General features: G+C 65.1%; 22 protein-coding genes. 14 read left to right on the top strand and 8 right to left on the bottom strand.

The annotated features are described in order from the left end of the window. Positions 1 to 7 precede the first annotated feature (7 nt). Positions 8 to 1,753, bottom strand: a complete 1,746-nt coding sequence (locus tag ACQR1I_RS11500) for a caspase family protein (RefSeq protein ID WP_434864703.1) — start codon at positions 1,751 to 1,753, stop codon at positions 8 to 10. 355 nt (positions 1,754 to 2,108) lie between these two features. Between ACQR1I_RS11500 and ACQR1I_RS11495 the strand changes: the two genes are divergently transcribed. Both ACQR1I_RS11495 and ACQR1I_RS11490 read left to right on the top strand, forming a co-directional pair. Then, positions 2,109 to 2,297, top strand: a complete 189-nt coding sequence (locus ACQR1I_RS11495; protein WP_434888729.1) for a hypothetical protein — start codon at positions 2,109 to 2,111, stop codon at positions 2,295 to 2,297. Next, the gene (locus ACQR1I_RS11490) at positions 2,294 to 2,812 is read left to right on the top strand and encodes a DUF1566 domain-containing protein (protein WP_434864702.1); all 519 of its coding nucleotides are present in this window, start codon (positions 2,294 to 2,296) and stop codon (positions 2,810 to 2,812) included. Before ACQR1I_RS11495 ends, ACQR1I_RS11490 begins: the two co-directional genes overlap by 4 nt. A 737-nt stretch (positions 2,813 to 3,549) precedes the next feature. Here ACQR1I_RS11490 and ACQR1I_RS11485 read toward each other — a convergent pair. Then, the gene (locus tag ACQR1I_RS11485) at positions 3,550 to 4,113 is read right to left on the bottom strand and encodes a nitroreductase family protein (protein ID WP_434864701.1); all 564 of its coding nucleotides are present in this window, start codon (positions 4,111 to 4,113) and stop codon (positions 3,550 to 3,552) included. 267 nt (positions 4,114 to 4,380) lie between these two features. On the opposite strand from ACQR1I_RS11485, the gene ACQR1I_RS11480 reads away from it, so the two are divergent. Both ACQR1I_RS11480 and ACQR1I_RS11475 read left to right on the top strand, forming a co-directional pair. Further along, positions 4,381 to 5,292 carry a hypothetical protein gene (locus ACQR1I_RS11480; protein WP_434865125.1) on the top strand — a complete coding sequence of 304 codons (912 nt, stop codon included), beginning with the start codon at positions 4,381 to 4,383 and terminating at the stop codon, positions 5,290 to 5,292. Between the two features lie 37 nt (positions 5,293 to 5,329). Then, positions 5,330 to 5,731 (top strand): outer membrane protein assembly factor BamD, encoded by a 402-nt coding sequence (locus ACQR1I_RS11475; RefSeq protein ID WP_434864700.1) that lies wholly within the window; start codon positions 5,330 to 5,332, stop codon positions 5,729 to 5,731. Positions 5,732 to 5,799: 68 nt separating this feature from the next. On the opposite strand, the gene thrS is transcribed toward ACQR1I_RS11475, so the two are convergent. Continuing rightward, complete coding sequence (thrS, locus tag ACQR1I_RS11470; RefSeq protein WP_434864699.1) at positions 5,800 to 7,872, bottom strand: threonine--tRNA ligase; 2,073 nt, start codon at positions 7,870 to 7,872, stop codon at positions 5,800 to 5,802. Between the two features lie 397 nt (positions 7,873 to 8,269). Between thrS and ACQR1I_RS11465 the strand changes: the two genes are divergently transcribed. The 3 genes from ACQR1I_RS11465 to ACQR1I_RS11455 all read left to right on the top strand — a co-directional run bounded on the left by ACQR1I_RS11465 (position 8,270) and on the right by ACQR1I_RS11455 (position 11,343). After that, entirely contained in the window at positions 8,270 to 9,547 is a 1,278-nt protein-coding gene (locus ACQR1I_RS11465; RefSeq protein WP_434865124.1) for a hypothetical protein, read from the top strand. A gap of 93 nt (positions 9,548 to 9,640) precedes the next feature. Beyond that, positions 9,641 to 10,816 (top strand): MFS transporter, encoded by a 1,176-nt coding sequence (locus tag ACQR1I_RS11460; RefSeq protein WP_434864698.1) that lies wholly within the window; start codon positions 9,641 to 9,643, stop codon positions 10,814 to 10,816. 158 nt (positions 10,817 to 10,974) lie between these two features. Continuing rightward, a complete protein-coding gene (locus tag ACQR1I_RS11455) occupies positions 10,975 to 11,343 on the top strand; it encodes a hypothetical protein (protein WP_434864697.1) in 369 nt (122 codons plus the stop codon). 12 nt (positions 11,344 to 11,355) lie between these two features. Here the strand turns inward: ACQR1I_RS11455 and ACQR1I_RS11450 are convergent, their stop codons facing one another. Further along, positions 11,356 to 12,624 carry an alpha/beta hydrolase gene (locus ACQR1I_RS11450; RefSeq protein WP_434864696.1) on the bottom strand — a complete coding sequence of 423 codons (1,269 nt, stop codon included), beginning with the start codon at positions 12,622 to 12,624 and terminating at the stop codon, positions 11,356 to 11,358. 308 nt (positions 12,625 to 12,932) lie between these two features. Between ACQR1I_RS11450 and ACQR1I_RS11445 the strand changes: the two genes are divergently transcribed. Together ACQR1I_RS11445 and ACQR1I_RS11440 are read left to right on the top strand one after the other, a co-directional pair. Continuing rightward, positions 12,933 to 14,306: an APC family permease gene (locus ACQR1I_RS11445; protein ID WP_434864695.1), complete on the top strand. Its 1,374-nt coding sequence runs from the start codon at positions 12,933 to 12,935 to the stop codon at positions 14,304 to 14,306. Between the two features lie 2 nt (positions 14,307 to 14,308). After that, positions 14,309 to 15,544 carry a hypothetical protein gene (locus tag ACQR1I_RS11440; protein WP_434864694.1) on the top strand — a complete coding sequence of 412 codons (1,236 nt, stop codon included), beginning with the start codon at positions 14,309 to 14,311 and terminating at the stop codon, positions 15,542 to 15,544. A 13-nt stretch (positions 15,545 to 15,557) separates the two neighbouring features. Here the strand turns inward: ACQR1I_RS11440 and ACQR1I_RS11435 are convergent, their stop codons facing one another. Both ACQR1I_RS11435 and yidD read right to left on the bottom strand, forming a co-directional pair. Further along, on the bottom strand, positions 15,558 to 15,767 hold the full coding sequence (locus tag ACQR1I_RS11435; RefSeq protein WP_434864693.1) for a hypothetical protein: 210 nt from the start codon (positions 15,765 to 15,767) through the stop codon (positions 15,558 to 15,560). Between the two features lie 158 nt (positions 15,768 to 15,925). Beyond that, positions 15,926 to 16,276, bottom strand: coding sequence for a membrane protein insertion efficiency factor YidD (yidD, locus tag ACQR1I_RS11430; RefSeq protein ID WP_434864692.1), 351 nt, complete (start codon positions 16,274 to 16,276; stop codon positions 15,926 to 15,928). A 263-nt stretch (positions 16,277 to 16,539) separates the two neighbouring features. Between yidD and ACQR1I_RS11425 the strand changes: the two genes are divergently transcribed. Then, complete coding sequence (locus ACQR1I_RS11425) at positions 16,540 to 17,445, top strand: hypothetical protein (protein ID WP_434864691.1); 906 nt, start codon at positions 16,540 to 16,542, stop codon at positions 17,443 to 17,445. A gap of 68 nt (positions 17,446 to 17,513) precedes the next feature. Here ACQR1I_RS11425 and ACQR1I_RS11420 read toward each other — a convergent pair whose 3' ends face one another. After that, positions 17,514 to 18,005 (bottom strand): iron-sulfur cluster assembly scaffold protein, encoded by a 492-nt coding sequence (locus tag ACQR1I_RS11420; protein ID WP_434864690.1) that lies wholly within the window; start codon positions 18,003 to 18,005, stop codon positions 17,514 to 17,516. A 229-nt stretch (positions 18,006 to 18,234) separates the two neighbouring features. Here ACQR1I_RS11420 and folE point away from each other — a divergent pair, with 229 nt between their 5' ends. From folE to ACQR1I_RS11400, 4 genes are all read left to right on the top strand, one after another. After that, positions 18,235 to 18,942 carry a GTP cyclohydrolase I FolE gene (gene folE, locus ACQR1I_RS11415; protein ID WP_434864689.1) on the top strand — a complete coding sequence of 236 codons (708 nt, stop codon included), beginning with the start codon at positions 18,235 to 18,237 and terminating at the stop codon, positions 18,940 to 18,942. Between the two features lie 21 nt (positions 18,943 to 18,963). Further along, positions 18,964 to 19,389: a phosphoribosyl-AMP cyclohydrolase gene (gene hisI, locus ACQR1I_RS11410; RefSeq protein ID WP_434864688.1), complete on the top strand. Its 426-nt coding sequence runs from the start codon at positions 18,964 to 18,966 to the stop codon at positions 19,387 to 19,389. Between the two features lie 166 nt (positions 19,390 to 19,555). Next, positions 19,556 to 20,590, top strand: a complete 1,035-nt coding sequence (locus ACQR1I_RS11405) for a lytic transglycosylase domain-containing protein (RefSeq protein WP_434864687.1) — start codon at positions 19,556 to 19,558, stop codon at positions 20,588 to 20,590. A 277-nt stretch (positions 20,591 to 20,867) separates the two neighbouring features. Next, entirely contained in the window at positions 20,868 to 22,043 is a 1,176-nt protein-coding gene (locus ACQR1I_RS11400) for a DUF2336 domain-containing protein (RefSeq protein WP_434864686.1), read from the top strand. A 282-nt stretch (positions 22,044 to 22,325) separates the two neighbouring features. On the opposite strand, the gene ACQR1I_RS11395 is transcribed toward ACQR1I_RS11400, so the two are convergent. Then, complete coding sequence (locus ACQR1I_RS11395) at positions 22,326 to 22,910, bottom strand: Hpt domain-containing protein (RefSeq protein WP_434864685.1); 585 nt, start codon at positions 22,908 to 22,910, stop codon at positions 22,326 to 22,328.

Genomic DNA, 22,910 nt, shown 5'->3' with positions numbered 1-22,910 from the left:
CCCGTGCCTATTGACGCGCAAGTCCTTCGTATTGGCTGACGCCGCTTTTCCATCGGCCAGTCTGCATGCATTGGGCGTAAGACGCCGCGCAATGCCCAGGACTTAAGGATTTTTCGCAGGCTATTCGAATGTTCGAGCAAGTGGGACTGTTCGTGAAATCCTTCATCAATTGTGCAGCGGATTTGTTTCGATCTGTTGGAGGCGATGGTCTGGTCGGTTCGGCGGATTTCTGCTCTTGGGGCTTCTGCTCCTTTGAAGCCGTGCGTTCGCACGTATTTTCCGGGGTCAATTGGAAGCCCTTGCTGCAGACGATCTTGGCGCAGCCGTCGGACTCGGCTCTGTAGCCCGGTGCGCAGCTCAACGGACAAGTATGGCGCGGGCGTTCTTTGACGAAATCCTCGGCTTCGACGCTTGCGAGCTTGACGTCCAATTGCGTACCGGCGTGTCGGTTGAACAATCCAAGCGCTTTTTGAGATGCGCTATCCCAATCGCCATTGACTGCGCCGGTATAACAGCCAACTCGTTTTAGTTGAGCTTGTAGAGAACGGGCGAGGTCGGTCGTGCTTCTGCTTGCTTGATCTGTCGCCTTGGCGACTGACGGATCTATGGCCGCACTCTTCATGCGGTCCGGCTCGGAAATTGCGTTGCCATCGACCTTTTGGTCTGCCGTGGAGCCGAGCGGCAATTTCTGGGACTCTGCCCTTTCGGGCAGCTGATTAGGGGCATCTGTCTTCGTGGGCGCGGCAGTGAGGGATGTCTTCTGGTCCGCCTCCTTCGCTCGTCCAGCCGATGCTGCCGTTCCTGACTGTTCAGCTAGTTTGTCGCGACGCTCCTTGGCAAGAACGGCGAAAAAGCCCGAAGGATACGTCTCCAGAAACGCGTCCCATGCTGCCTTGGTATTCACCTGAAGCGCATATTCGTAGAAGCGCTGCACCGCGGCTTCGGGAGGCGATGATGCGCTGCTGGCATCGGCCGGTGTAGCCGGAATCAGCGGCACGTCGTTTCCACCTAGAGATCCATAAACGTACGGCTCTTGTACATTCTTGGTCGCATTCAGGACGTCGTCCCGTACAAAGCCGAATGCCTTTCGCAGATCCAGGCCGGGCTTCGCGATATGCTGCACCAACGCAGCTGTGAATGGGCTGTGACCTGAGTCGCCGTCTGAGGCGGTCGATCCCGCCTTCGACGCAAAAGCGATCAGGGTGTTCGGACTGGCGGGCTCGACTTTGGCCAAGCCACGCCCGACCGCGCGCGACGCAACGGTCCGTTTCATCGACCGCGCAAACGGATTGTCGCGGCAGGCATCCAGGATCACCAGCCGAAGTTGTTTGGCCGGTTCGATCGCAGCCAGCCCGCGGTCCAGCGAAATGGTTTCGTCGTAGACGTCAGAGTCCTGCTCGAGAGTCGCGTCTGTCGGAATGAGATAGTTCGTGCCGTCGACCTCGATGCCGTGGCCGGCGAAGTAGAGGACGGCGACGTGCGCATCCCGTGAGTTGTTCGAGAAGTCCCGAAGCACGCGCCTCATGTCGGAGATGGTCAGATCGCGACGCAAATCGACCGAATCGAATCCAGCACGTTTCAGCGTGTCGGCTACTGCCGTTGCGTCGCTGATGGGGTTTGCAAGCCGTGGTACGTGTTGATAGCTGGAGTTGCCGATGATCAGCGCAATGCGCTTCTCAGCGCGCGCCTCTACGTTGAAGAGGCAGGACAGCAGAATGACGAGACAAAAAAGGGGTGGCAACGGAATATGCATCGGGAAAAGTCCGGATCGGAAAGACCGCAGAATAGCACAGCTGTCGAAAATACGATGGTCCAAACTCATCAACTGTGATGCTGGTCACAAGCTATTCAGCTGTTCACGCGACATCGACCCGGGGGAATATCGCTCGCGGTGGTGATCGGCGGTCCGAGCGCCGGTACGCCAGTGATGGGCGCCCATGCCCGCGGCGTCAAAGGAGGCCATGTGTTCATCGGGAAACCTGATTGCACGTCTCTGACATCATCCGCCGCGCCGTTGAAGTCGGCGGGCGCTAGGGCTGGATCACGTTCGATGAGCGGAACGAGATCTGTCCGGGCACCATGGGGGTCCCGAGGATATCGAGCGGCTCATGAACGCGCTCAGCGATGCCGGAATTCGTGTCGAGGAGGATTTGACGGCGCGGCGATGTCGGACGGACGCCCGACATATGCGGCTAGCCGATCCTTCTCGATCTCGGCTGCGTCGTTCCGCTTTCAATTTCGCCGTGTTGCTGGCAAACCTGCGGGCCATCGCGCTGACACCTGAGATGGCACCATGATGCGTCGACGTCTTCCATGTTGGCTCTGCCTCGTGCTGGCGCTCGGCCTGGTCTCGGCGGGCACGCCGCCCGCTATCGCCGGATGCTACGACCGCGACGACGCCGGCCAGCAGACTCGCTTTCGCGTTTCGGGAGGCGTGGTCGAGGATATCAAGACAGGACTGATCTGGCAGCGCTGCACCTTCGGAACGCAGTGGGACGACAAGGAGGGCTGCGTCGGAGAGGTCGCTACGGTCACCCTGGACCAGGCGCTCGCGGCGGAAGCCGATGGCTGGCGCGTACCGTCGGGCCCGCAACTCGAAACCATCGTGGATATCGATTGCGGCAGCCCTGTCGTCGATCGCGCAGTCTTTGACGACATCAGTCCTGATGAGGAGGGGCACGCGAAGTACTGGACGACCACGCCGATGGGCATGCTCGATCTGTATTGGAATTTCGACTTCACGGACGGGCAGGCGGACGCGAACTCGCGCGGCATCCAGCTGGCCGTGAGGTTCGTTCGCGCGAAACGCTAGAGTGGCATCCCGCGCGGCATTTGCCCGTCGGGTTACTTTGTCGCAGTTATTAGTCCTTGCCTCGTCGGGCAAATCAGATCGATCTTCTCGCACATCCCGTCCTGGGATGAGGGGCGTATCGCGGTCGTCACGGCACGCGGGGCGGGGAGCGGTGGGCGTGGTGGATTGCAGCGCGGGGGTGCTCGCGCCGACGAACAATTCGCTGCGCACGGTCAAGTCGCGCGGTCCTGACATCCCGACGCTGATGTCCCGTGCAGCGCGCGAAAGCGCGTTGTCGCGATATGGTGGCCAGAAAGCACGGCGCACCAGGGAGAACGCGAAGCAGCCGTTAAGCCATCGCGCAGGGAGGGCCGGGTTTCCGGCTGACCTGTGGTACCTGCCGCCTGCATTTTTTTCGCAGGCGGGCCACGGGCCTCAGTCGAGGTCCGGTCCTCCCTGCGCCCTCACGTTGTTCGAGGGCGCCGCATGATGCATCACCCGGGCGATTGTCCGTCGCGGGAACGTAGTTGCGCATCCTTGGCCTCGATCTGCGGAGGACGCGTTGTCGACTTGCGCAGCGATCGAAGGCCTGAATGTGGAGTCGTAGGGTGGGCAAAGGCGCGTGCACCATTGCTTCTTCGTGCAAGATCGCCGTGGCGCCGTGCCCACCATGGCGCAACGAATACGCCGCGCCACGGTGGGCACGCGCCGCCTTCGGCGTCGCTTTGCCCACCCTACTGCAGCGTCGTTGGTGGCGCTCAGAACCTTGTCACGATGTCCGCCAGCGCCGGGCGTGGCCGGTCTTCGCTTGGCTTGGTCGGCTTGCCGATGTGGATCAGCCCCGCAAGCTTCTCGTCGGCCTTCAGGCCGAGCCCGTCCATCACGTCGCGGTCGAACATGAACCAGCCGGACAGCCAGCAACCGCCATAGCCGAGCGCGGTGGCGGCGGTCAGGATGTTCATGGCGCTGGCGCCAGCGGACAGCTCCTGCTCATAGGCGGGCACCTTGGGATGCGGCCTGGTGAAGCTGACGAGGCCGATCACCAGCGGCGCCTCCATGAGGCGGTTCCTCTCGACCTCGAGTTCGGCGGCGCTGGCCTGCGGGTTCTTGCTGGCGAACACGGACGCGATCACCTCGCCGGCGCGGCGGCGGCCGTCGCCCTCGAACACGATGAAGCGCCAGGGCGCGAGCTTGCCGTGATCGGGCACCCGGGCGCCGATGGTCAGGATGGTGTCGAGCTCGGCGGGGGAGGGGCCGGCGCCGCTCATCTCGCGCGGCTTCACGGAGCGGCGGGTCTTCAGGAGTTCAATCGCGTCGGGCACGTGGCGGGATCTCTCAATGGTTATGGCGCGGAGATAGCATGCGCCTCCGCCCGCAACGAGGGTCCGGCACGGCGTTTTGATCGCTTCTATCGCCCGGCGGAGTGCGGGGGAGGGCAACTGCGGCCATCTGTCAGCGGCCGTGTTCTGGGTTGGCAATTGTGGAAATTTGGGCGGATCGGTAAAAAGATGACGATGAGAAGCCTGCCCGGGGGGCCCGGCCCAGACCTGATGGTGCAGGACCCGGTGTTGCAGGACTATGCCGTGGGAATGACAGCGCTGACACCCTCACCCGATGCCGTCGCACGGCTGCGCGGCCAGCCTGGGTTTGACCAGGCGATGCGCGTCTCGACCGCGGCCGCCGTTGCGCTCTATCGGGGCGACCGGATCCTCAATGCGCTGCTGAGCGACCGGGCGCGGGCGCTGTTTCCGCATGTCGCGCTGTACCTGCACTTTGCTCCGCATCGTGAGGGCGAACTCGGGCTCACCGTCGGCGCCATGAAAGAGATGTGCGCGCGGATTGGCCTGTGCAGCGGCGGCCGCTGCGAGGCGATGCTGGTCCTGATGCGCGCCACCGGGCTCGTCGCGTCCGCCTCCAATCTCGACCGGCGCCGGCGTCCGCTGGTGCCGACCGACAAGCTGATCGCGCTGCATCGTGAGCGCTGGGGCGTCCAGTTCGACGCCATGAGTGCGGTGCTTCCGGAAGCCGTGGCCTACCGGGCCGCGCTCAACGACCAAGCCTTTGTGAAGACCTTCGTGCTCGAGCTCGGTCGCCGCTTCATCGCCGGCACGCGCGTGCTCGACGGCGCGCCGGAGCTGGAGCCGTTTGCCGAGCGCACCGCCGGCATGGTGATCCTGTTTAGCCTGGCTCATGGCGGCGCGCCGGATCAGCCGTTCCCGCCCGAAGGGCCGGTGCCGCTCTCCATCAACGGCCTCGCGACGCGGTTCTCGGTGTCGCGCAAGCATGTGCTGACGCTGTTGCGCGATGCCGAGGAGAAGAATCTCCTGGCGCGCGGCGGCGCCGGCAACGACGCCATCACCATCCTGCCGCGCGGACGCGAGGCCATCGAGCAGATGCTCGCGACGATGTTTCTCTACATGGCTGGATGTGCGGAGGTGGCGCTGCAGGCGGCGGGCAGGGAGGGGAGGGGGACGGATGCCGTTGCAAGCTTATCGGCATAGCCGAGTGCGAAGAGTCAGTTCGATACTGGTTGGTGCGGTGGTGCTGCCGCTGTGCAGTCTCAGCCTGACTGACGTCAGACTGGCCGACGCGGCGGGCAGCGGCACGGTGCAGACGGTGGCCGTCCCGGACGCGGCGACAAAGGAGATGGACGTCGGCCGCTACTACTGGAGCAAGCGGGACTACACGGCTGCGATCAACCGGTTCAGGACGGTGGTCACGCAATATCAGGACGCGCCGAGCATTCCGGAAGCGCTGTTCCGCTTGACCGACTCCTATTTGAGCATCGGACTCAAGTTCCAAGCCCAGACGGCCGCCGCCGTTCTGGCCGGGCTCTATCCTGCCGTGCACTGGTCGAGCGACGCGCGCAATCTTTTGCAGGACGCAGGTCTGGAGCCTGTCGAGGATCCCAACTCTTGGCTGTCACGCAGGGTCAAGTAACAGCCGAACTGAAACGGCCCCGGCACGCCTGCCGAGGCCCTCGTCGAGATCGTCTCAGGTCGGCTTGGTCACGCCGCCTCGCGCTGCCTACGCCGCACGTCCGGCGGCGTCGCCTCGTCCACCAGAGCGGCGATCGCCTCCGCGGTCGGCAGCACCGTCTGGCCGTCGCGGCCGAGCCGGCGCACGGAGACCGAATGCGTCTCTGCCTCCTTCTTGCCGACCACGAGCAGCGCCGGGATCTTCTGCAGCGAATGCTCGCGGACCTTGTAGTTGATCTTCTCGTTGCGAAGATCGATCTCGGCCCGCAAGCCGGCCCGGCGCAGCGCCGCCAGCACCTGCTTGGCGTATTCGTCGCCTTCCGAGGTGATGGTGGTCACGACGACCTGGGTCGGCGCCAGCCACAGCGGGAAGCTGCCGGCATAGTGCTCGATCAGGATGCCGATGAAGCGCTCCATCGAGCCGCAGATGGCGCGGTGGACCATCACCGGCGCCTTCTTCGCACCGTCGGCGTCGATGTAGAACGCGCCAAAGCGCTCCGGCAGGTTGAAGTCGACCTGCGTGGTGCCGCACTGCCAGTCACGGCCGATGGCGTCGCGCAGGACGTATTCGAACTTTGGCCCGTAGAACGCGCCTTCGCCCGGATTGATCTCGGTGCGGATGTGGTTGCTCTGCGCCTTGATCTCGTTCAGCACGGTGGCCATCACGCGCTCGGCGTGATCCCACATCTCGTCGGTGCCCACGCGCTTCTCCGGCCGGGTCGACAGCTTGACCGTCAGTTCGCCCTCGAAGCCGAAATCCGAGTAGGTCGACAGGATGAGATCGTTGATCTTCAGGCACTCGTCGGCCAGCTGATCCTCGGTGCAGAACACGTGCGCATCGTCCTGCGTGAAGCCCCGCACGCGCATCAGGCCGTGCATGGCGCCGGAGGCCTCGTAGCGGTGGACGACGCCGAACTCGGCGAGCCGCAGCGGCAGGTCGCGGTAGCTCTTCAGGCCATGCTTGAAGATCTGCACGTGGCCGGGGCAGTTCATCGGCTTGAGCGCGAACCAGCGCTTGTCCTCGGCCTCGTCGCCGGCGGACTGCGCCGCGAACATGTTCTCGCGGTACCAGTTCCAGTGGCCCGAGGTCTCCCACAGCGACTTGTCGAGGATCTGCGGCGCATTGACCTCGTCATAGTCGCCGGTGAGGCGCCGGCGCATATAGGCGATCAGCGCCTGGAATATGCTCCAGCCTTTCGGATGCCAGAACACCACGCCCGGGCCTTCCTCCTGGAAGTGGAACAGGTCGAGCTCGCGGCCGAGCTTGCGGTGGTCGCGCTTTTCAGCCTCCTCGATCTGCTTCAGGTAGGCGTCGAGCTGCTCCTGCTTGGCGAAGGCGGTGCCGTAGATGCGGGTCAGCATCGGGTTGTTGGAATCGCCGCGCCAATATGCGCCCGCCACCTTCATCAGCTTGAAGGCGCTGCCGATCTTGCCGGTCGAGGTCATGTGCGGACCGCGGCACAGGTCGAACCAGTCGCCCTGGTAGTAGATCTTGATCGGCTCGCTGCCCGGAATGGCGTCGACGAGTTCGACCTTGAACGCCTCGCCCTTGTCGCGGAACACCTGCTTGGTCTTCTCGCGCTCCCACACCTCCTTGGTGAAGGGTTTGTCGCGGCCGATGATCTCGCGCATCTTCTTCTCGATTGCGGCGAAGTCCTCGGGCGTGAACGGCTCGTTGCGGAAGAAATCGTAGTAGAAGCCGTTTTCGATCACGGGTCCGATCGTGACCTGAGTGCCCGGCCACAGCGCCTGCACGGCTTCGGCGAGCACGTGCGCGCAATCGTGCCGGATCAGTTCCAGCGCGCGCGGATCATCGCGATCGACGAGCTCGAGTTTGGCGTCGTCATCGATGGGATCGTTGAGGTCGGCGAGGTCGCCATTCAGCGCCATGGCGACGGTTCGCTTGGCGAGCGAGGGCGAGATGCCCTTGGCGATGTCGAAGCCGGTGGTGCCTCTGGGATATTCGCGCTTGGCGCCGTCGGGGAAGCTGATGGTGATCTTCTCGACCGGAGCGGCTGGCTTCAGATTGCTGAGGCTGTACTGGAAGCCGGATTTCTGCTGGTCGGCGGCGGATTTCGAGTCGGGCGATTTGGAGTCGGGCATGGTTTCTCTCCTGGAGCTCACTCCTGCGAACGAGCGCAGGTAAGCGGGAGCAAGGGGTATAGCAGGGGATTTCCAGGCTGCAACCGGGAGAGGCACGGGAAAACTGGCCGTTTCGGATGGCGTGTTGCCATGCGGACATTGCCGGGGCGGGCCGGTATGATACAACTTCAAGTGTTCGGGGCGTGGGGACGCGTTGGCGATGGTGTCTGCAGGGGACACGCCGTTCTCGGTTTTTTTCAAGCGTGGGGCGACGCAGCTTGCGGCCGCGCTGATTGCGCTTGCCGTGACCGGCGCGCCGTCGGCTGCGGCCATTCCGGCTGCGGGCAAACCGGATGCGGCCAAACCGGATGCGGCCAGGCCTGCCGGGCAGCAGAGGCCTGTGCTGCAACCGAGGCCGATGCTGCAACAGAGGCCTGCGGTGCAGGCGAGGCCCGCAACGCCGGTCAAACCTGGGGCGGAGCTGAAGCCTGCGAGGCATCCGGCCAAATCACCGACTCCTGGTGCCGGCATCGCCCCGATCTCGTTCGCGCTCGTCAAGGGCACGCCCGATTCGTGTGGTCCAGGCTGCGACAGCTGGATCGCGGCCGAAGGCAAGATCGACGGCGGCGCCGCGGCGCGGCTGCGCAAGTTCATGAAGCAGATCGGCGACCGCAAGCTGCCGATCTACTTCAATTCTCCGGGCGGCAATCTCGAACAGGCGCTCGCGATGGGCAACTTCCTGCGCGAGAAGAAGGCTGCGGCCCGCGTCGGGCGCACCACTTTGCGCGATTGCGGCTTCGAGCCTCAGGAGGGCGAGGCCTGCACCAGACTGAAATCGTCCGGCCGCGAGCTGCACGGCGAGGTCTGGACCCGCGGCGCGATGTGCAATTCGGCCTGTCCCTACATCATCCTCGGTGCGCCCTCGCGCGAGCTTGCCCCGGACGTGACGCTCGCGGTGCATTCGCCGCGCGTGATCCTGAACTTCACCGGCGGCGTGCCGACCCGCGAAATGCGCGCGCAGGCGATGCAGCGGGCGATGGAGCGCTCCGACAAGATGGTGCTCGACTACATCACCAAGCTTGGCGCCGATCCGGGCCTGCTGACGGCAGCGCGGTCGGTGCCGTTCGAGGGCATGCGCGTGCTGACGCGCGAGGAGATTGCGCGCTTCGCCCTCGACCGCCGCGAGCGGGTCGAGACTCCCTGGATGTTCGAGGCGGCCAGCCGCGGCATCGGCTACAAGACCATCCTGACGCGCAAGGACGGCGAGGCCACGTTCCGCACCACGCGGCTGCAACTCGTCTGCTTCGATCAGGATCGCTTCGAGCTCGATGTCGAGCGCAAGGCCATGCCTTCGATCGGGGCCGCCGCCCTGTCGATTGCGGGCGGCGACGTCAGGCTCAACTTCCTGTCGCCACCGCGCCGCGTGGGCGAGCGCGAAAGCTGGGGCGTCCTGTTGAATGCCGGCCAGATGAAGACGCTGGCTGCGGCGTCGGGCATCGAGCTGAGCGATGCGCTGGCCACCGCCGCGCGTCCCGGCCTCATGGCGTTTCCGGTCGCCAGCGAAGGCCTGCAGAATGTCGTCAAGCGCCTGACGGAGACGTGCCCGCCGTCCAGGGTTGTCGTTCATCCGCCGGGAGCACCGGTTCCCTGGATTCAGATTCCATCGCCGCAGGCCTCGGCCCAGCCGGCCAACTGACGCGCCGACAGGACCGCCGCGACGAACAGAATGTCATGGACGGCATGAGGTATTTTCATGCAAATGCATGAAAAACTCTGCTAATCAGGCCGCATGACATCGGACCAGACTCCCGCTCGCTTCGCCCCGACCGCGCTGATGCTCGGCAACATCGTCACAGGCTGCTCGGTGATGGCCCCGGCCGGCATGCTGCCGGAGCTCGCTGCCGGCCTTGGCGTCGGCGTTCGCACTGCCGGGCTGCTGATCACATTCGGTGCAGTGGTGCTCTGCATCGGCTCGCCGCTGTCGGCGTGGCTGACCAGCCGCTTCGATCGCCGCGCGCTGCTGGCAATCACCTTGCTGGTGCTCACGCTCGGCAACCTCGTTTCCGCGCTGGCGCCGGACTATGCGAGCCTGCTCGCGATCCGGCTCATCATGCTCGCGGTCGGCGCGCTGTACACGCCGCAGGCGGCCGGAACCGCTGCCCTGATCAGTCCGGTGGAGAAGCGCGGCAGCACCATCGCCTACGTCTTCCTCGGCTGGTCGCTCGCCGCCGCGGTCGGACTGCCGCTGATCACCTTCGTCGCCAGCCGTTTTGGCTGGCAGTCGGCCTATGTCACGATCGGCGCCGCCGGGGCGGTCAGCTGCGCGCTGCTGACTTGGCGGCTGCCGTCGGGCTTGAAGGGCGCGGTGGTCGAGCTGCGCACCTGGATCGAACTCGGCCGCAACCGCATGGTGGTGCTGCTGCTCCTGGTGACGACGCTGCAAATGTCCGGGCAGTTCGTGATCTTCACTTTCATGGGGCCGCTGCTGAGGAAGCTGACCGGCGCGGATGCGAACCAGATCGGGCTGGTGTTCGCGCTCTACGGGGCGTGCGGTTTCCTCGGCGTGGTCGTCGCCACCCGGATCGTCGACGGCTGGGGTCCTTATCGCACCTCGCTGCTGTTCACCTGCCTGTTGTTCGCCGGGATCTCGATCTGGACGGTCGGGGCCGGGGTGTATGCCCTGATGGCGGTCGCCGTGGTGATCTGGGGATTGGGGTTTGCATCGACCAACTCGATGCAGCAGGTCCGCCTGGTCGCGGCAGCGCCGCCGCTGGCGTCGGCCTCGGTGTCGCTCAACACCTCCGTGCTCTATATCGGCCAAGCGATCGGTTCCGCGGTCGGCGGCGTGCTGTTCGAGCGCGAGCTGGTCGGCGCCACCGGGTACGTCGCGATGGTCTTCGTCGCCCTGGCACTGCTGGCGATCCTGGCCAGCCGGCCGCGTCTGCCGGTCGCGGCGATGGCCTGAGGTCCACCGCGAACAGCGGCTTGGCGCTTGGCAAAACCGGTCAGACCGGATTAAAGCCGCTGTGGTGGGAGGCTGCAGGGCGGAGATCGCGCCATGTGAGGCGCGTCGTCCCGGCGGGGGCGATCTCGCGCTTGCGGCCTGGATGAAAGAGACATGGCATGAAAAAGACGATACTGAGCCTTGCCGCAGCGCTGTTTTGCACCTCCGCGCTCGCCCAGAGCGCACCGATGGTCGGCGACCGTCCGCTGGTGCAGGTCAAGCCGAAAGCAAGCAAGGGGATGAAGACGGCAGCCGCGGCACCGGCCAAGCCGCAGTCGATGGCCGTCAAGCTGCAGGCCTGCCTGGATATCGACGACGGCACCAAGGAGCGGCTGGACTGCTATGACGCGGTCATCCCGCCGGCCGCCAAGCCGAAGGCCATGAAGGCGAAGGGCGTCGCCGACTGCAAGTACACCAAGGAACAGGACGAGCGGCTCGCCTGCTTCAACGGCTTTGTCGAGAACATGCCGAAGCTGCCGAAGAGCTGAGACCCGGTTGTCTCAGCGCGTCGACGTGCCGCTCGAGGCGGCCTGAGCACCGGCGGCGACCCGGATCGGCGGCTGCGCCGCCGCCATCCTGGCAAGGACGTCGCGGATCGGATGGCGGGTCCACGCCTGGGTGACGTAGTCGCGGTGGGTGATGCCCTCGTCGGTCTCGACGAACACGACGCTGCCGGGACGCAGCGGTCGCTCGATGTCCTCCGAGACCTCGATGCCGCGGTTGCGCAGCATGGTCATCAGCTCCTGGTCATGCCGCGCCGTGTAGCGGGTGTAGGAGCTGATGAAGAAGCCCGAGCGGTTGCGCTCGATCCAGCCGGCAAATTTGTCGAGCTGGCCATAGACAGCATCGAGCAGCACCACGCCGCGCACGCGCTCGCTGATGCCGCCGACGTCGAGGCTCCAGGCGGCGGGCAGGAAGCCGCCGCTGTAGCCGACGATCACGATCGGCATGTCCGCGAAGGTCCTGGCGCTCGCGGGATCGCCGGTCATTCGGGCGAGATTGATCGCTGCCTCGTCCATGAAGCGCTTGAAGCCGCCGGGCTGCCAGAACTTGCCGGCACTGGAATCGGCGGCGTCGACCGCCATCTGCGGCGCGAGCAGCACCGCGTTGACGCCCGATCCCGTGATCTGCTGCGGCACCAATTGGCGGTCGCGCACATCGCGTTCGAGCGTGGCGCCGTTGCCGTGGAAGAACACCACGATTACACCCGGCTTGCGCAGATCGAACTGCTGCGGAACGTGCACCAGAACCCGGCTGTCATTGTAGGTCTGGTCCTGCCAGTACACCCGGCCCGAAAAGCTGCGATGGCCGCGGCGCTCGCCGCTGGAGACGTTGAGAAAAGGAGCGTCGGAGGCCGGATTGTTGCCGAAATAGGGGAACGCCGACGACTTCATGCTGACGAGCGTCGTGAGATCCTCGCGCGGGCGCAGCGTCGGGCTCTGCGGCTCCAAGGACGCGAGCTGAACCGGCGGCGGCTTCGGCGCGAAGTCGGATGGCGCGTGCAGCTGCAGGCTTTCGCTTGCAGTCGGGAACCGGTCGCGAAACTCCGGCGCGGGAAAGCGGTCGTCGAAATTGAGCGCCGGCGCCACGTTGGCTGCCAGGGTTTCTGGCGCAGGCGCCTGATCGCATTGCGCGAGCGACAACGACAAGGCGGCCGCAGCCAGGGCGGAGGCCGTGCGGCGGGGTCTGCGGGATGGTCCGTGCGCCAGCGTCCGCAGCCGCACCCGGCCACGACGACAGCTCCACGATCTCGGACCGGTCCCGATCATAGCTCTCCAACACGGGCCTGAGCCGCCCTGCGGCTCACCACGGCCAACGGTCTTACCTCAAGTTGCGCCGACCATCTTGAGGTCGCGTTAAGGATGGTGGCGGCAGCAGGCGGTCACACCACGCGATCGTGTCGTGAGTGTGAGGCGCTCCGCCGCGCGCGGCAATGCTTCGGTCACCGCAAACGCATATTTCGGTTCTATATTACCGCGAATTCCGGCCATATTTATCCCGCGTTAACTATGATTGAATGCTTTGGCCGGAACATGGGTCTGAAGCAGGGAAGGGGCGTCGTTCGCCCCTGAACGAGATGGCTGCGTCCGAAGCGGATGGCGATCCATTGGCGGCCCGACCGGGCGGCGTCGCCATGCCGTCAGTGTCCTTGCCGGTCGCGATTGCCATCGTGATCGCCGACATGATCGGCGTTGGTGTGTTCACCAGCCTCGGATTTCAGGTCAAGGACCTCCCGTCTGGATTTTCCATCATGGCACTGTGGGCCGTGGGCGGCCTGGTCTCGATCTGCGGTGCGCTCTCCTATGCCGAGCTCGGCGCGATGTTTCCGCGCTCCAGCGGCGAGTACAACTTCCTGACACGGGCGTTTCACCCGGCGATCGGCTTCATGGCCGGCTGGGTCTCGTCCACCGTCGGCTTTGCTGCGCCGGTGGCGCTGGCGGCGATGGCGTTCGGCGAATATGGCCGCCTCGTCCTGCCCGGCGTTCCCCCGCTGCTGCTCGCCGTCGGCGCGGTGTGGCTGGTGACACTGGTGCAACTCGGCGGCATACGGCAATCCAGCCGCTTCCAGTTGCTGTCGACCCTGCTGAAGCTCGGCCTGATCGTCGCGTTCCTGATCGCCGGCGCCACCTTGAAGGTGACACAGCCGGTCTCGTTCCTGCCGGCCGCTGCCGATCTCGGCTACGTCACCAGCGCGGCATTTGCGACCGGTCTCGTGTTCGTGATGTACGCATTCTCCGGCTGGAACGCCGCCACTTACATCATCGGTGAGCTGCACGCGCCGGAGCGGACCTTGCCGCGCGCGTTGTTGGTGGGAACATTGATCGTGCTGGTGCTGTACATGGCGCTGAACGCAGTATTCCTGCTGTCCGCTCCGATGACCGAACTCGCAGGACAGTTGCAGGTCGCGAGCATCGCCGGAGCCCACATCTTTGGTGACGCCGGCGGACGCTTCGTCGCCGCCATGATCTGCGTCGGGCTGGTCCCCTCGATCGCGGCGATGATGTGGATCGGGCCGCGCGTGCTGATGACGATGGGCGAGGACATTCCGGCGTTGTCGCTGTTCGCGCGCCGCTTGCGCAACGGGGCGCCGGCACATGCGGTGCTGTTCCAGCTCACGGTGGCGACGTTGATGCTGTTCACGGAGAGCTTCGAGGCGGTGCTCGATCTCGTCCAGTTCTCCTTGTTGTGCTGCTCGTTTCTGACGGTCCTCGGCCTGTTCAAGCTGCGCATCACCCAGCCCGAGATCAAGCGGCCGTACCGCGCCTGGGGTTACCCGGTCACGCCCTTGATCTTCCTCAGCGTGACCGGCTTCATGATGTACTATCTGCTGACTGCGCGGCCCTGGCAGGCTGGGCTGGGCGCGACGGCGATGCTGTCGGGATTGCTGATCTATTGGTTCGCCCACGGGCGGTCGCGGACCGTCACGGCGGGCGCGACTGGTTCGGAGTGAGAATGCGCCTCCTGTCGAGACTGTCACTGGCGCTTGCCTGTCTCATCGTTGCGATGAGCTGGGGTGCTCGGGCCCAGACCGTCACGCCCGATGACACCGCGCGGGTGCTGGCAGGGATGACGCCGGCAGCCGGTTCGCCGCTGGCGCCACTGGCGCAGGATCCGGCATGGCGGCGGCACGCCGCGTTCCTCGACAATGCATTCAATCAGCTCGAGCAGCGTCAGCTGTCGAAAATCCGGACATGGGGCGACGCCAACCTCGCCGCGCCGCGACCTGCGATGTTCTATTTCTTCTCAGGGCCGGACTTTCTCTATGCCGACGCCTTCTACCCGAAGGCCACGACCTACGTCATGGCCGCTCTCGAGCCGACCGGGTCCATCCCCGACCTCACGAAACTGCCGCGCGGAAGCATCGGTCCCGCTCTGTCCTATGTCGAGCGGTCCTTGCAGTCGATCCTGAGCTTCTCGTTCTTCATCACCAAGGACATGAAGGTCGATCTGCGCGAAGGCGAGATCGAAGGGACATTGCCGATCCTGTATGTGTTCCTTGCGCGCACCGGCAAGACCATTCGCAGCACCAGCCTGATCTGGCTCGACGAGAGCGGCGCGCAGCACGCCGCGAGCGAGCCGCCGACGCGGAACGCGACCAAGGGTGCCCGGATCGTGTTTGCCGGGGCGGACGGCGTCGAAAAGACGCTCTATTATTTCTCGACCGACCTGTCGGATTCGGGCGTGAAGGCGAGCGGCTTCCTCAAATTCTGTGAGCCGCTTGCGCCGGGCAACAGTCTGTTGAAGAGCGCATCCTACCTGATGCATCAACACGGCTTCTCTCAGGTGCGCAGCTGGTTGTTGAAGAACAGCGCGACCATCGTCCAGGACGATTCCGGCATTCCGCTGGCGAGCTTCGATTCCCGCGCGTGGCGGTTCTTTCCGTTCGGACGCTATGCCGGGCCGATCGACAAATTCCCCGACATGTATCAGCCAAGTTACGCGAGGCTGTTCGAGCGCGCGCAGCCGCTGGAGTTCGGGATCGGATATCGCTGGCGTACGCGAGAGTCCAACGTGCTGCTGTCGGTCAGGGCACCCTCGGCGGACACGACAGTCTCGGCCGAGGCGACCGCACCGGCTGAGACGAGCTACCAGCCACAGCGAATCCGCCGCGTGCCGCGACCGCCCGAAGCGATCCCAGTCTATCCGCCGCCACGCCGTGATGACTTCCTGTTCTGGCCGCGCTGGTAGGCGAGGTTCGGCGTCACCAGTGGACGTGCTGGCTCGGCACGATGTAGGAGGTCGTGATCGGGGGCAGGGTGGTGCTGTCGTCCAGATAGCGCCAGGCACCGACGATGATGATCAGCAGCGCGAGAATGCAGAGCAGGTCCACCTGCCGCGGGTCATGACCTGTATCGCCGTGGTCCGATGTGTTGTCGGACCGGTCGGATCTGGGGCTGATTGTCCAGCGCATCGTTGTTCCTCCCAGAAGGAAGCGTCACATCAATGCAAGCTCAATCGGCGGAGTTCCTGTAGGCGCCGCCGTCTCATCTTATCAGCTAATCATAGCTCGGGGGAGCGCCAGAGCTGATTGCGGCAGATCAAGCCGTGAAGTGGGTTGCTGCACCGCAATCAGTTCGGTCCGTTGACGCCGCGCCAGCGCGCGTAGCGCCACGGCAGGTACCAGCGGGCGCGTGGGGGGATTACGCTTGGGACGTTGTCGATCCCCGAGGTGCCGAATGGCTGGCAGCGAAGCAGGCGCGCCAGCGTCATCCAACCGCCGGCCCAGAGCCCGTAGCGTTCGATGGCTTCATCCGCATACACCGAGCAGGTCGGCAGATGCCGGCAATTGTAGCCGACCAGTGGCGATAATGTGTGGCGATAGACCCAGATCAGAGCGTGGGCGCTGCGCCGCGGGATTCGCGACAGTGTGGCTGACCGATCGTGCGCAGAATGGTCGTGATGAGAGCATGAGTGCTTCATGAGCGCGATGCCAAAGCGGTGAGCGAACGTTTGACCGGTTCCCGGGCAAGGAACCGGTGATCGCGGGCATTTGTGGTGACGTGATGCAACAATGGCCGGTTTTCAGCGGCGCCGCAGTACGGCCCGGCTGGACGGTAGGGGGTTGCCCGGATACGTTTCCCGACAAGGATGTGACAGACTAATAACGGATTTGAGGCCAGTTTGTCAGGTCTTGCCGCGAAGGAAACGGGAAACTGCCTACCGAGCTTAACGAGGGGGACAGATTGGGCGTGAAATTGCTGCGGTCGCTTGAATTGCGCTGGATGCTTCTCGGTGTTGCAGCGCTTGGAACGGTGCTCGGTGGCGCCATCCCCACCATGTCCAACACGGCGCGTGCGGGCGCCGCTCTCGAAGAACGCAAGCTGCCGATGCGGTTCGAGTGGGTGGCCTGTGAGCCGAATTGCGGCTGGGTCAGCGCGGTCGGCATCGTCACCGGCGACAGTCCCAAGGACTTCGAGGAGTTCGCCCGGGGGCGCGATCTCAACGGCGCCACCATGGTGCTCGATTCCAGCGGCGGCTCGGTCAATGACGCGATCACGCTGGGACGACGGTTCCGCGGCTTGAAGCTGCGCACCACGGTGGGGACGACGCTGCGCGCCAGCCGCGCCAGCGATCGGCCGCGGGTCGCCTCGGAGGCCTATTGCGAGTCGATGTGCGTGTTCCTGCTGCTCGCCGGCTCGACCCGCTACGTGCCGGACGCAGCTCATGTGCGCGTCCACCAGATCTGGATGGGCGACCGCGCCGACGACGCCAAGGCGGCGAGCTATACCGCGCAGGACCTGATGATCGTGGAGCGCGATATCGGTCGCCTCGCCAAGTACACCTTCGACATGGGTGGGGCCGGCGATCTGCTCTCGCTGGCGCTGAATGTGCCGCCGTGGGAGGACCTCCACGAATTGTCCCGTACGGAGTTGCGGCTGACCAACCTCGTCACCACGGACATGGTCGCCGATGTCCTGCCGCCCGGAAAGGGGGCCGTTGCGGTGGCGATCGCGCCGCGAGGGCAGGACAAGAGCCAGGACCGTTTCTCGGCCGCATCGGCCGACCCCGACAAGGGCTCGCCGTCGCGCTCGACCCGGACGGCCGAGGCGTTGCCGCCGAACACGGTCGCGGCAACGCCGCAGCAGTAAACGCGGCATCTTCCTTCTCCACGGATCGTCCGCGGCGGTCCGTGGGTGTGCCGCCGCGGACTGGCCGATTATCCCTGCGCAGCCGCTGGGGCTTGGCCTGTCCCCGTCTGATCGCCGGCCTTGGGGCCTTGCGCCTTGGCCTCGATCTGGCCGATCGCGTCGACGACGGCGTCGAAGGTCAGCAGGGTCGAGGCGTGCCGGGCTTTGTAATCCCGCACCGGCTCGAGCAGGGCGATATCGGCCCATTTGCCCTCCGGCGGGGCTCCGTTCTCCTTCAGCATCTGCCGGACGGTGTCGCGCAGCTCCCGCAACTCGGAAGCGCTGGAACCGACCACGTGGCGGGCCATGATCGAGGATGAGGCCTGGCCCAGCGCGCAGGCCTTCACGTCATGGGCGAAGTCGGTCACGACCGGGCCGTCCATCTTGAGGTCGACCTTGACCGTCGAGCCGCACAGCTTGGAATGGGCGGTTGCGGTTGCATCCGGGTGATCCAGCCGTCCGAGGCGCGGAATGTTGCCGGCGAGCTCGATGATGCGCTTGTTGTAGATGTCGTTCAGCATGTGGCTTGCGTTCCGGAATTACCGGCGGCTCGGCCTTGGCGGCCGGGTTTCATCGCCCTATATTCAAGATTATATGGAAATGATTGGCAGGAATTCCAGCCACATCCACAGGCATCGGGCGCCGGGAGCGCCAAGCCTGCGGGTCCCACCTCTGCAGGTGACGCCGTCCAAGGTGACGCTCTGCCGGTGACACTCCAGTCGGTTCGCCGACTGGTCGAACGGAGTTGAGATGGACACTTTGATCAAGACGCTGCGCACGAACAAGCCCGAAGGCAAGCCGACCGAGACCAAGCTGGCCGCCGAGCGTTCGGCGGAGCTCGACCCGGCCGAATTCCTTGCTGCCGCGGTGCGCCCTGACCGGCCGCGCCCGTCGCGCGCCGAGGCCGAGGCTGCGGTCTATACGCTGTTGAATTACATCGGTGAGGATCCGACCCGCGAGGGCCTGATCGATACGCCGCGCCGGGTCGTCGAGGCGTATGACGAGCTGTTTCAGGGCTATCACCAGTGCCCGGCCGAGGTGCTCGACCGCACCTTTGGCGAGACCGCGGGCTACGACGATTTCGTGCTGATCCGCGACATCGAATTCACGTCGCAATGCGAGCATCACATGATGCCGTTCTACGGCAAGGCGCACATCGCCTACACGCCGGTCGAGCGGGTCGTGGGCCTCTCCAAGCTGGCTCGCCTGACCGACATCTTCGCCCGCCGGCTGCAGACCCAGGAGCATCTCACCGCCCAGATCGCCGCCGCGATCGACGAGGTGCTGAAGCCGCGCGGCGTGGCCGTGATGATCGAGGCCGAGCACACCTGCATGTCCGTGCGCGGCGTCGCCAAGCACGGCGCCATCACCTTCACCAGCCGCTTCACCGGCATGTTCAGGGACAATCCGGCCGAGCAGTCGCGCTTCCTGTCCATGGTCCGCTCGCCGCTCCGGTAAGCCTGCCCAGGTCCGAGATCCGTGTCGTCATCATCCGTAGAACGCGAGGAAGGCTCGGCCTTCCTGCCCAAATTCGACGCGGCCGGCCTCGTCACCTGCGTGACGACGGACGCCGCGAGCGGCGACGTGCTGATGGTCGCGCACATGAACGACGAGGCGCTGCGCAAGACGCTGGCGACCGGCGAGGCCTGGTATTTCAGCCGCTCGCGCAACGCGTTGTGGCGAAAGGGTGAGAGTTCGGGTCAGACCCAGCGCGTGATCGAGATGCGCACCGATTGCGACCAGGACGCCGTCTGGCTGCGTGTCGAGCAGACCGGAGCCGCCTGCCACACCGGCCGGCATTCCTGCTTCTATCGCAAGGTCGAGACGGCGGAGGATGGCGCCGCGAAGCTGGTGTTCGTCGACGCCGACCGGCTGTTCGATCCCGCCGCGGTCTATCGCAAGTAGGTCAGAGACCAAGTAGGTCAGAGACCCGCCTCCGCAACGATCCGGGGTCGTTCATTGGCCGGGTAGGGGCGGTGAATTAACCGGCCATTAACCATGCCAGCCGCATCTTGCCTGATGTTTCCGGCGCGTTCGTCTGCCAGTGCATCTGCAAACAGCGGGTCTTCTCATGTCGGTCGACGCATCCAACTCCTCGCCCTTGGGGATCCTCGATGGCGTTCGGGCGAAGGTGGCCGGCGCCATCAAGCAGGCGGCTGACAGCGTCGGCACCAGTTTCGAATATCTGCTGTCGACGGCCAAGATGGAGTCGGACTTCAACCCGACCGCCGGCGCGTCGACCTCGTCGGCCCGCGGCCTGTATCAGTTCATCGACCAGACCTGGCTCGGCACCGTGAAGCAGGCCGGCCCCGATCTCGGCTACGGCCAATATGCCGATGCGATCACCCGCAATTCGTCGGGGGACTATACGGTCAGCGATCCCGAGATGCGGCAGGCGATCATGAAGCTGCGCGACGATCCCAAGGCGTCGTCGGCGATGGCTGCGGCGCTGACGCAGTCGAACAGCTTCCAGCTGACCGGCATGATCGGCCGTCGGCCGACCGATGCCGAGCTCTACATGGCGCACTTCATGGGCGTCGGCGGCGCCGCCAAGCTGATCTCCAGCGCCCAGGATACGCCGAGTGCGTCGGCGGCGCGGATCTTTCCCAGCGCAGCGGCCGCCAACCGCTCGATCTTCTACGATCGCGACGGTCAGGCCCGCAGCGTCTCGCAGGTCTATTCGGTGTTGAACACGCGCTATGCCAGCGCAGCGAATTCGTCGGCGACGCGCGGCGCCCTGGCTCTCTATGGTGGATCGTCGCAGCCTGTCGCGGTCGCAAACGCGGCTGGCGGCGGTGCGCTGCCGACGACGGACACCGCGACTTTTCTCTCGATGTTCCCCGATGCGAGGGGCAGCGCGCAGCACACCGCAGCGACCACGGCTGACGCCTCGGCCGCGAGCCGGCCCGCCGATCCGATGTTCCGTTCGCTGTTCCAAGTTGACGGCCAATCGACCCAGGCGGTGTCGCCTGATGTTCGCGCCCTGTGGGGCCGTTCGGTCGCGAGCACCGCGTCCGCTGATCAAGGCGCAGACGATAATGGCCGTGGCCGGACTCAGCCTCGGCTCGACCTGTTCAGCGACCCCAACGGGACATTCTCGGGCTGACGGGGCGGCCACGGCTGGCCCGTTTCGTCCCTGAGTCATTGATAGGACGAAGCTATTTCGAGCGCATGAGGGTGTCTCTCTCGATTGCCGAGAGAGGCGCTTCATCCGTTGGAATACGGAATTTAAGGGTATTTCAATACTCTGTCGAAGATCGCTTAACAAAACATCAACGAAACCAGTCACTTATGGTGAACGCTTTGTTAAGCGTCGTGGTTTATTTTCGGTGCTGTTGAGGCCCTCGTGGCCTTGTTTGCAAGTTGCGTAAGCCGGAAAGACCATGATCGTTCGGCAGTTTCTCAGTTGGGTCAGAACCGCGCCCGCCGGTGAGCGGGCAGAGGCCACCAGGGCACTCGCGCGGGCCTGGTTGTTGTCGGATCTCAGCGACGAGGACCGTGGCGCCGCCGAAGGCGCGCTCCTCATGCTGCTGGACGATTCGTCGCCGCTGGTGCGGCAGGCGATGGCCGAGGTGTTCGCGAGGTCGGAGGAGGCGCCCGCCGCCATCGTCCAGGCGCTCGCCACCGACCAGGCCTCGGTCGCCGTCATCATCCTCGAACATTCGCCGCTGCTGATCGATGCCGATCTCGTCGATATCGTCGCGACCGGCAACTCCGAAACGCAATGCGCCATCGCGCGGCGGATCGGTGTGCCGGCGCCGGTCTGCGCCGCGATCGCCGAGGTCGGCAGCGCCGCAGCGGCGCTCGAACTGATCGAAAACGCCTACGCCGAATTGCCACCCTTCTCCTGGGACCGCATCGTCGAACGCCATGGCCATCTCGCAGCCATTCGCGAAGCCATGCTGGTGCTCGATGATCTGCCGGCAGCGACCCGCGCGGCCCTGGTCGGCAAGCTGTCCGAGACGCTGACGCAGTTCGTCGTTGCCCGGAATTGGCTCAGCGCCGATCGGGCGGAGCGCATCACCAGCGAGGCGCGCGACCGCTCGACCATCACGATCGCGGCCCGCTCGCGCGGCGAGGAGCTGCGGGGCCTGGTCCAGCATCTGCGAATGACGTCGCAACTCACCGCCGGCCTGATCCTGCGCGCGCTGCTCTCCGGCAATGTCGAACTGTTCGAGATCGCGCTCTCCGAACTCGCCGAGATGCCGCGGGCGCGGGTGTCAGCGCTGCTCAACGATCGCGGCCGCGCCAGCCTGCAGGGATTGTTGCGCAAGGCCGGCATTCCGGACACCACTTTCGATGCGTTCGCGATCGCGCTCGAGGTCTGCCGCGAGAACGGCTTTGCCGATACGCTGAGCGGCGCGGCGATCCTGCGCCGCAAGATGGTGGAGCGCGTGCTCACCCATTGCGCGACGGACCGCGATGCCGCCGAGCCGCTGCTGATCCTGTTGCGCCGTTTCGCCACCGAATCCGCCCGCGACGAAGCGCGCGAGTTCTGCGATGAGGTGATGGCGGAGGATTTCGTCGCGGGCTTGGAGTTCGGACTGATCGCGGCATAGGTCGACCTTACAGTCTGTCAGCAACTCCCCTGCGTAAGCTTAGCCATCTCTCTCCACGTCATTCCGGGGCATCGCGCAGCGATGAGCCCGGAATCCATACTCCCGAGCGGTCGGGTGGCGAAGACAAGCGCCGCCGCCATCTCGTGCCTCATTGCTTCCTGTGCGTATGGATTCCGGGCTCGCGCTTCGCGCGCCCCGGAATGACGAACGAGAGAGGCGCGTAAAGCTTCCTGCGCGTGAATTGCTCGAAGGCGCCTTGCCGCCGAGCTCGACCATCAGCAATTACGGCTGATCGCTCGGCACCAGGCTCGGCGCCAGGATCGCTTCGAGATGTTCCGGCCGATTGCGGTTGACCTGGACCAGGTAGTCGTCGGCGACGCGGCGCAGGCGCCGGCTCAGTTCGGCGGCGACCGTCGGGCTGTGGTACTTGGTGTGATCGTGCACGATCGCCTGAATGGCGTTGACGTGATGCTCGAACAGCTCGGCGGGCACCTTGTCGAGATCGGGGGCGTGCTCGATGATTCGGCACAGGCTGTCGGCGACCTCTGCGGCTGCGGGATAACCGAAGGTCGCGGCGTCGCCCTTGATGTCATGCGTGGCGCGGAACAACTCCTCGCAGGCGTCGTCGTCGAAGCCGGTCTTGACCACGGCCGCATAGGCCTTCGTCAGGCGCTCGGCCTCGGTGTCCATCCAGGACTTGAACTCGCCCGAGAGCCCGGCGAGCGCCGCTTCGGCACGCGCGATCGGATCGTCGAGATCCTTCTCGTCGGCGCGGCGCAGCACCTTCTTCAACGGATTGGGCTGGGTAATCACATGGTGCGAGGGGTAGCTCTTGACCTGGATTGCCGGGGCCTTGTCTTTCGCCAT

It is taken from the genome of Bradyrhizobium sp. HKCCYLS2038 (assembly GCF_051167655.1).
GTDB lineage: Bacteria > Pseudomonadota > Alphaproteobacteria > Rhizobiales > Xanthobacteraceae > Bradyrhizobium.
The sequence above is the reverse complement of the archived record's forward strand: the minus strand, read 5'-3'. Positions and strand labels throughout refer to the sequence as shown.

Excerpts from the sequence above, each read along its gene's own strand:
- ACQR1I_RS11500 (WP_434864703.1), bottom strand. The coding sequence starts at position 1,753 with ATGCATATTCCGTTGCCACCCCTTTTTTGTCTCGTCATTCTGCTGTCC.
- ACQR1I_RS11495 (WP_434888729.1), top strand. The coding sequence starts at position 2,109 with ATGAACGCGCTCAGCGATGCCGGAATTCGTGTCGAGGAGGATTTGACG.
- ACQR1I_RS11490 (WP_434864702.1), top strand. The coding sequence starts at position 2,294 with ATGATGCGTCGACGTCTTCCATGTTGGCTCTGCCTCGTGCTGGCGCTC.
- ACQR1I_RS11480 (WP_434865125.1), top strand. The coding sequence starts at position 4,381 with ATGACAGCGCTGACACCCTCACCCGATGCCGTCGCACGGCTGCGCGGC.
- thrS (WP_434864699.1), bottom strand. The coding sequence starts at position 7,872 with ATGCCCGACTCCAAATCGCCCGACTCGAAATCCGCCGCCGACCAGCAG.
- ACQR1I_RS11465 (WP_434865124.1), top strand. The coding sequence starts at position 8,270 with ATGCTGCAACAGAGGCCTGCGGTGCAGGCGAGGCCCGCAACGCCGGTC.
- ACQR1I_RS11460 (WP_434864698.1), top strand. The coding sequence starts at position 9,641 with ATGACATCGGACCAGACTCCCGCTCGCTTCGCCCCGACCGCGCTGATG.
- ACQR1I_RS11455 (WP_434864697.1), top strand. The coding sequence starts at position 10,975 with ATGAAAAAGACGATACTGAGCCTTGCCGCAGCGCTGTTTTGCACCTCC.
- ACQR1I_RS11450 (WP_434864696.1), bottom strand. The coding sequence starts at position 12,624 with ATGATCGGGACCGGTCCGAGATCGTGGAGCTGTCGTCGTGGCCGGGTG.
- ACQR1I_RS11445 (WP_434864695.1), top strand. The coding sequence starts at position 12,933 with ATGGCTGCGTCCGAAGCGGATGGCGATCCATTGGCGGCCCGACCGGGC.
- ACQR1I_RS11440 (WP_434864694.1), top strand. The coding sequence starts at position 14,309 with ATGCGCCTCCTGTCGAGACTGTCACTGGCGCTTGCCTGTCTCATCGTT.
- ACQR1I_RS11435 (WP_434864693.1), bottom strand. The coding sequence starts at position 15,767 with ATGCGCTGGACAATCAGCCCCAGATCCGACCGGTCCGACAACACATCG.
- yidD (WP_434864692.1), bottom strand. The coding sequence starts at position 16,276 with ATGAAGCACTCATGCTCTCATCACGACCATTCTGCGCACGATCGGTCA.
- ACQR1I_RS11420 (WP_434864690.1), bottom strand. The coding sequence starts at position 18,005 with ATGCTGAACGACATCTACAACAAGCGCATCATCGAGCTCGCCGGCAAC.
- folE (WP_434864689.1), top strand. The coding sequence starts at position 18,235 with ATGGACACTTTGATCAAGACGCTGCGCACGAACAAGCCCGAAGGCAAG.
- ACQR1I_RS11405 (WP_434864687.1), top strand. The coding sequence starts at position 19,556 with ATGTCGGTCGACGCATCCAACTCCTCGCCCTTGGGGATCCTCGATGGC.
- ACQR1I_RS11400 (WP_434864686.1), top strand. The coding sequence starts at position 20,868 with ATGATCGTTCGGCAGTTTCTCAGTTGGGTCAGAACCGCGCCCGCCGGT.
- ACQR1I_RS11395 (WP_434864685.1), bottom strand. The coding sequence starts at position 22,910 with ATGGCGAAAGACAAGGCCCCGGCAATCCAGGTCAAGAGCTACCCCTCG.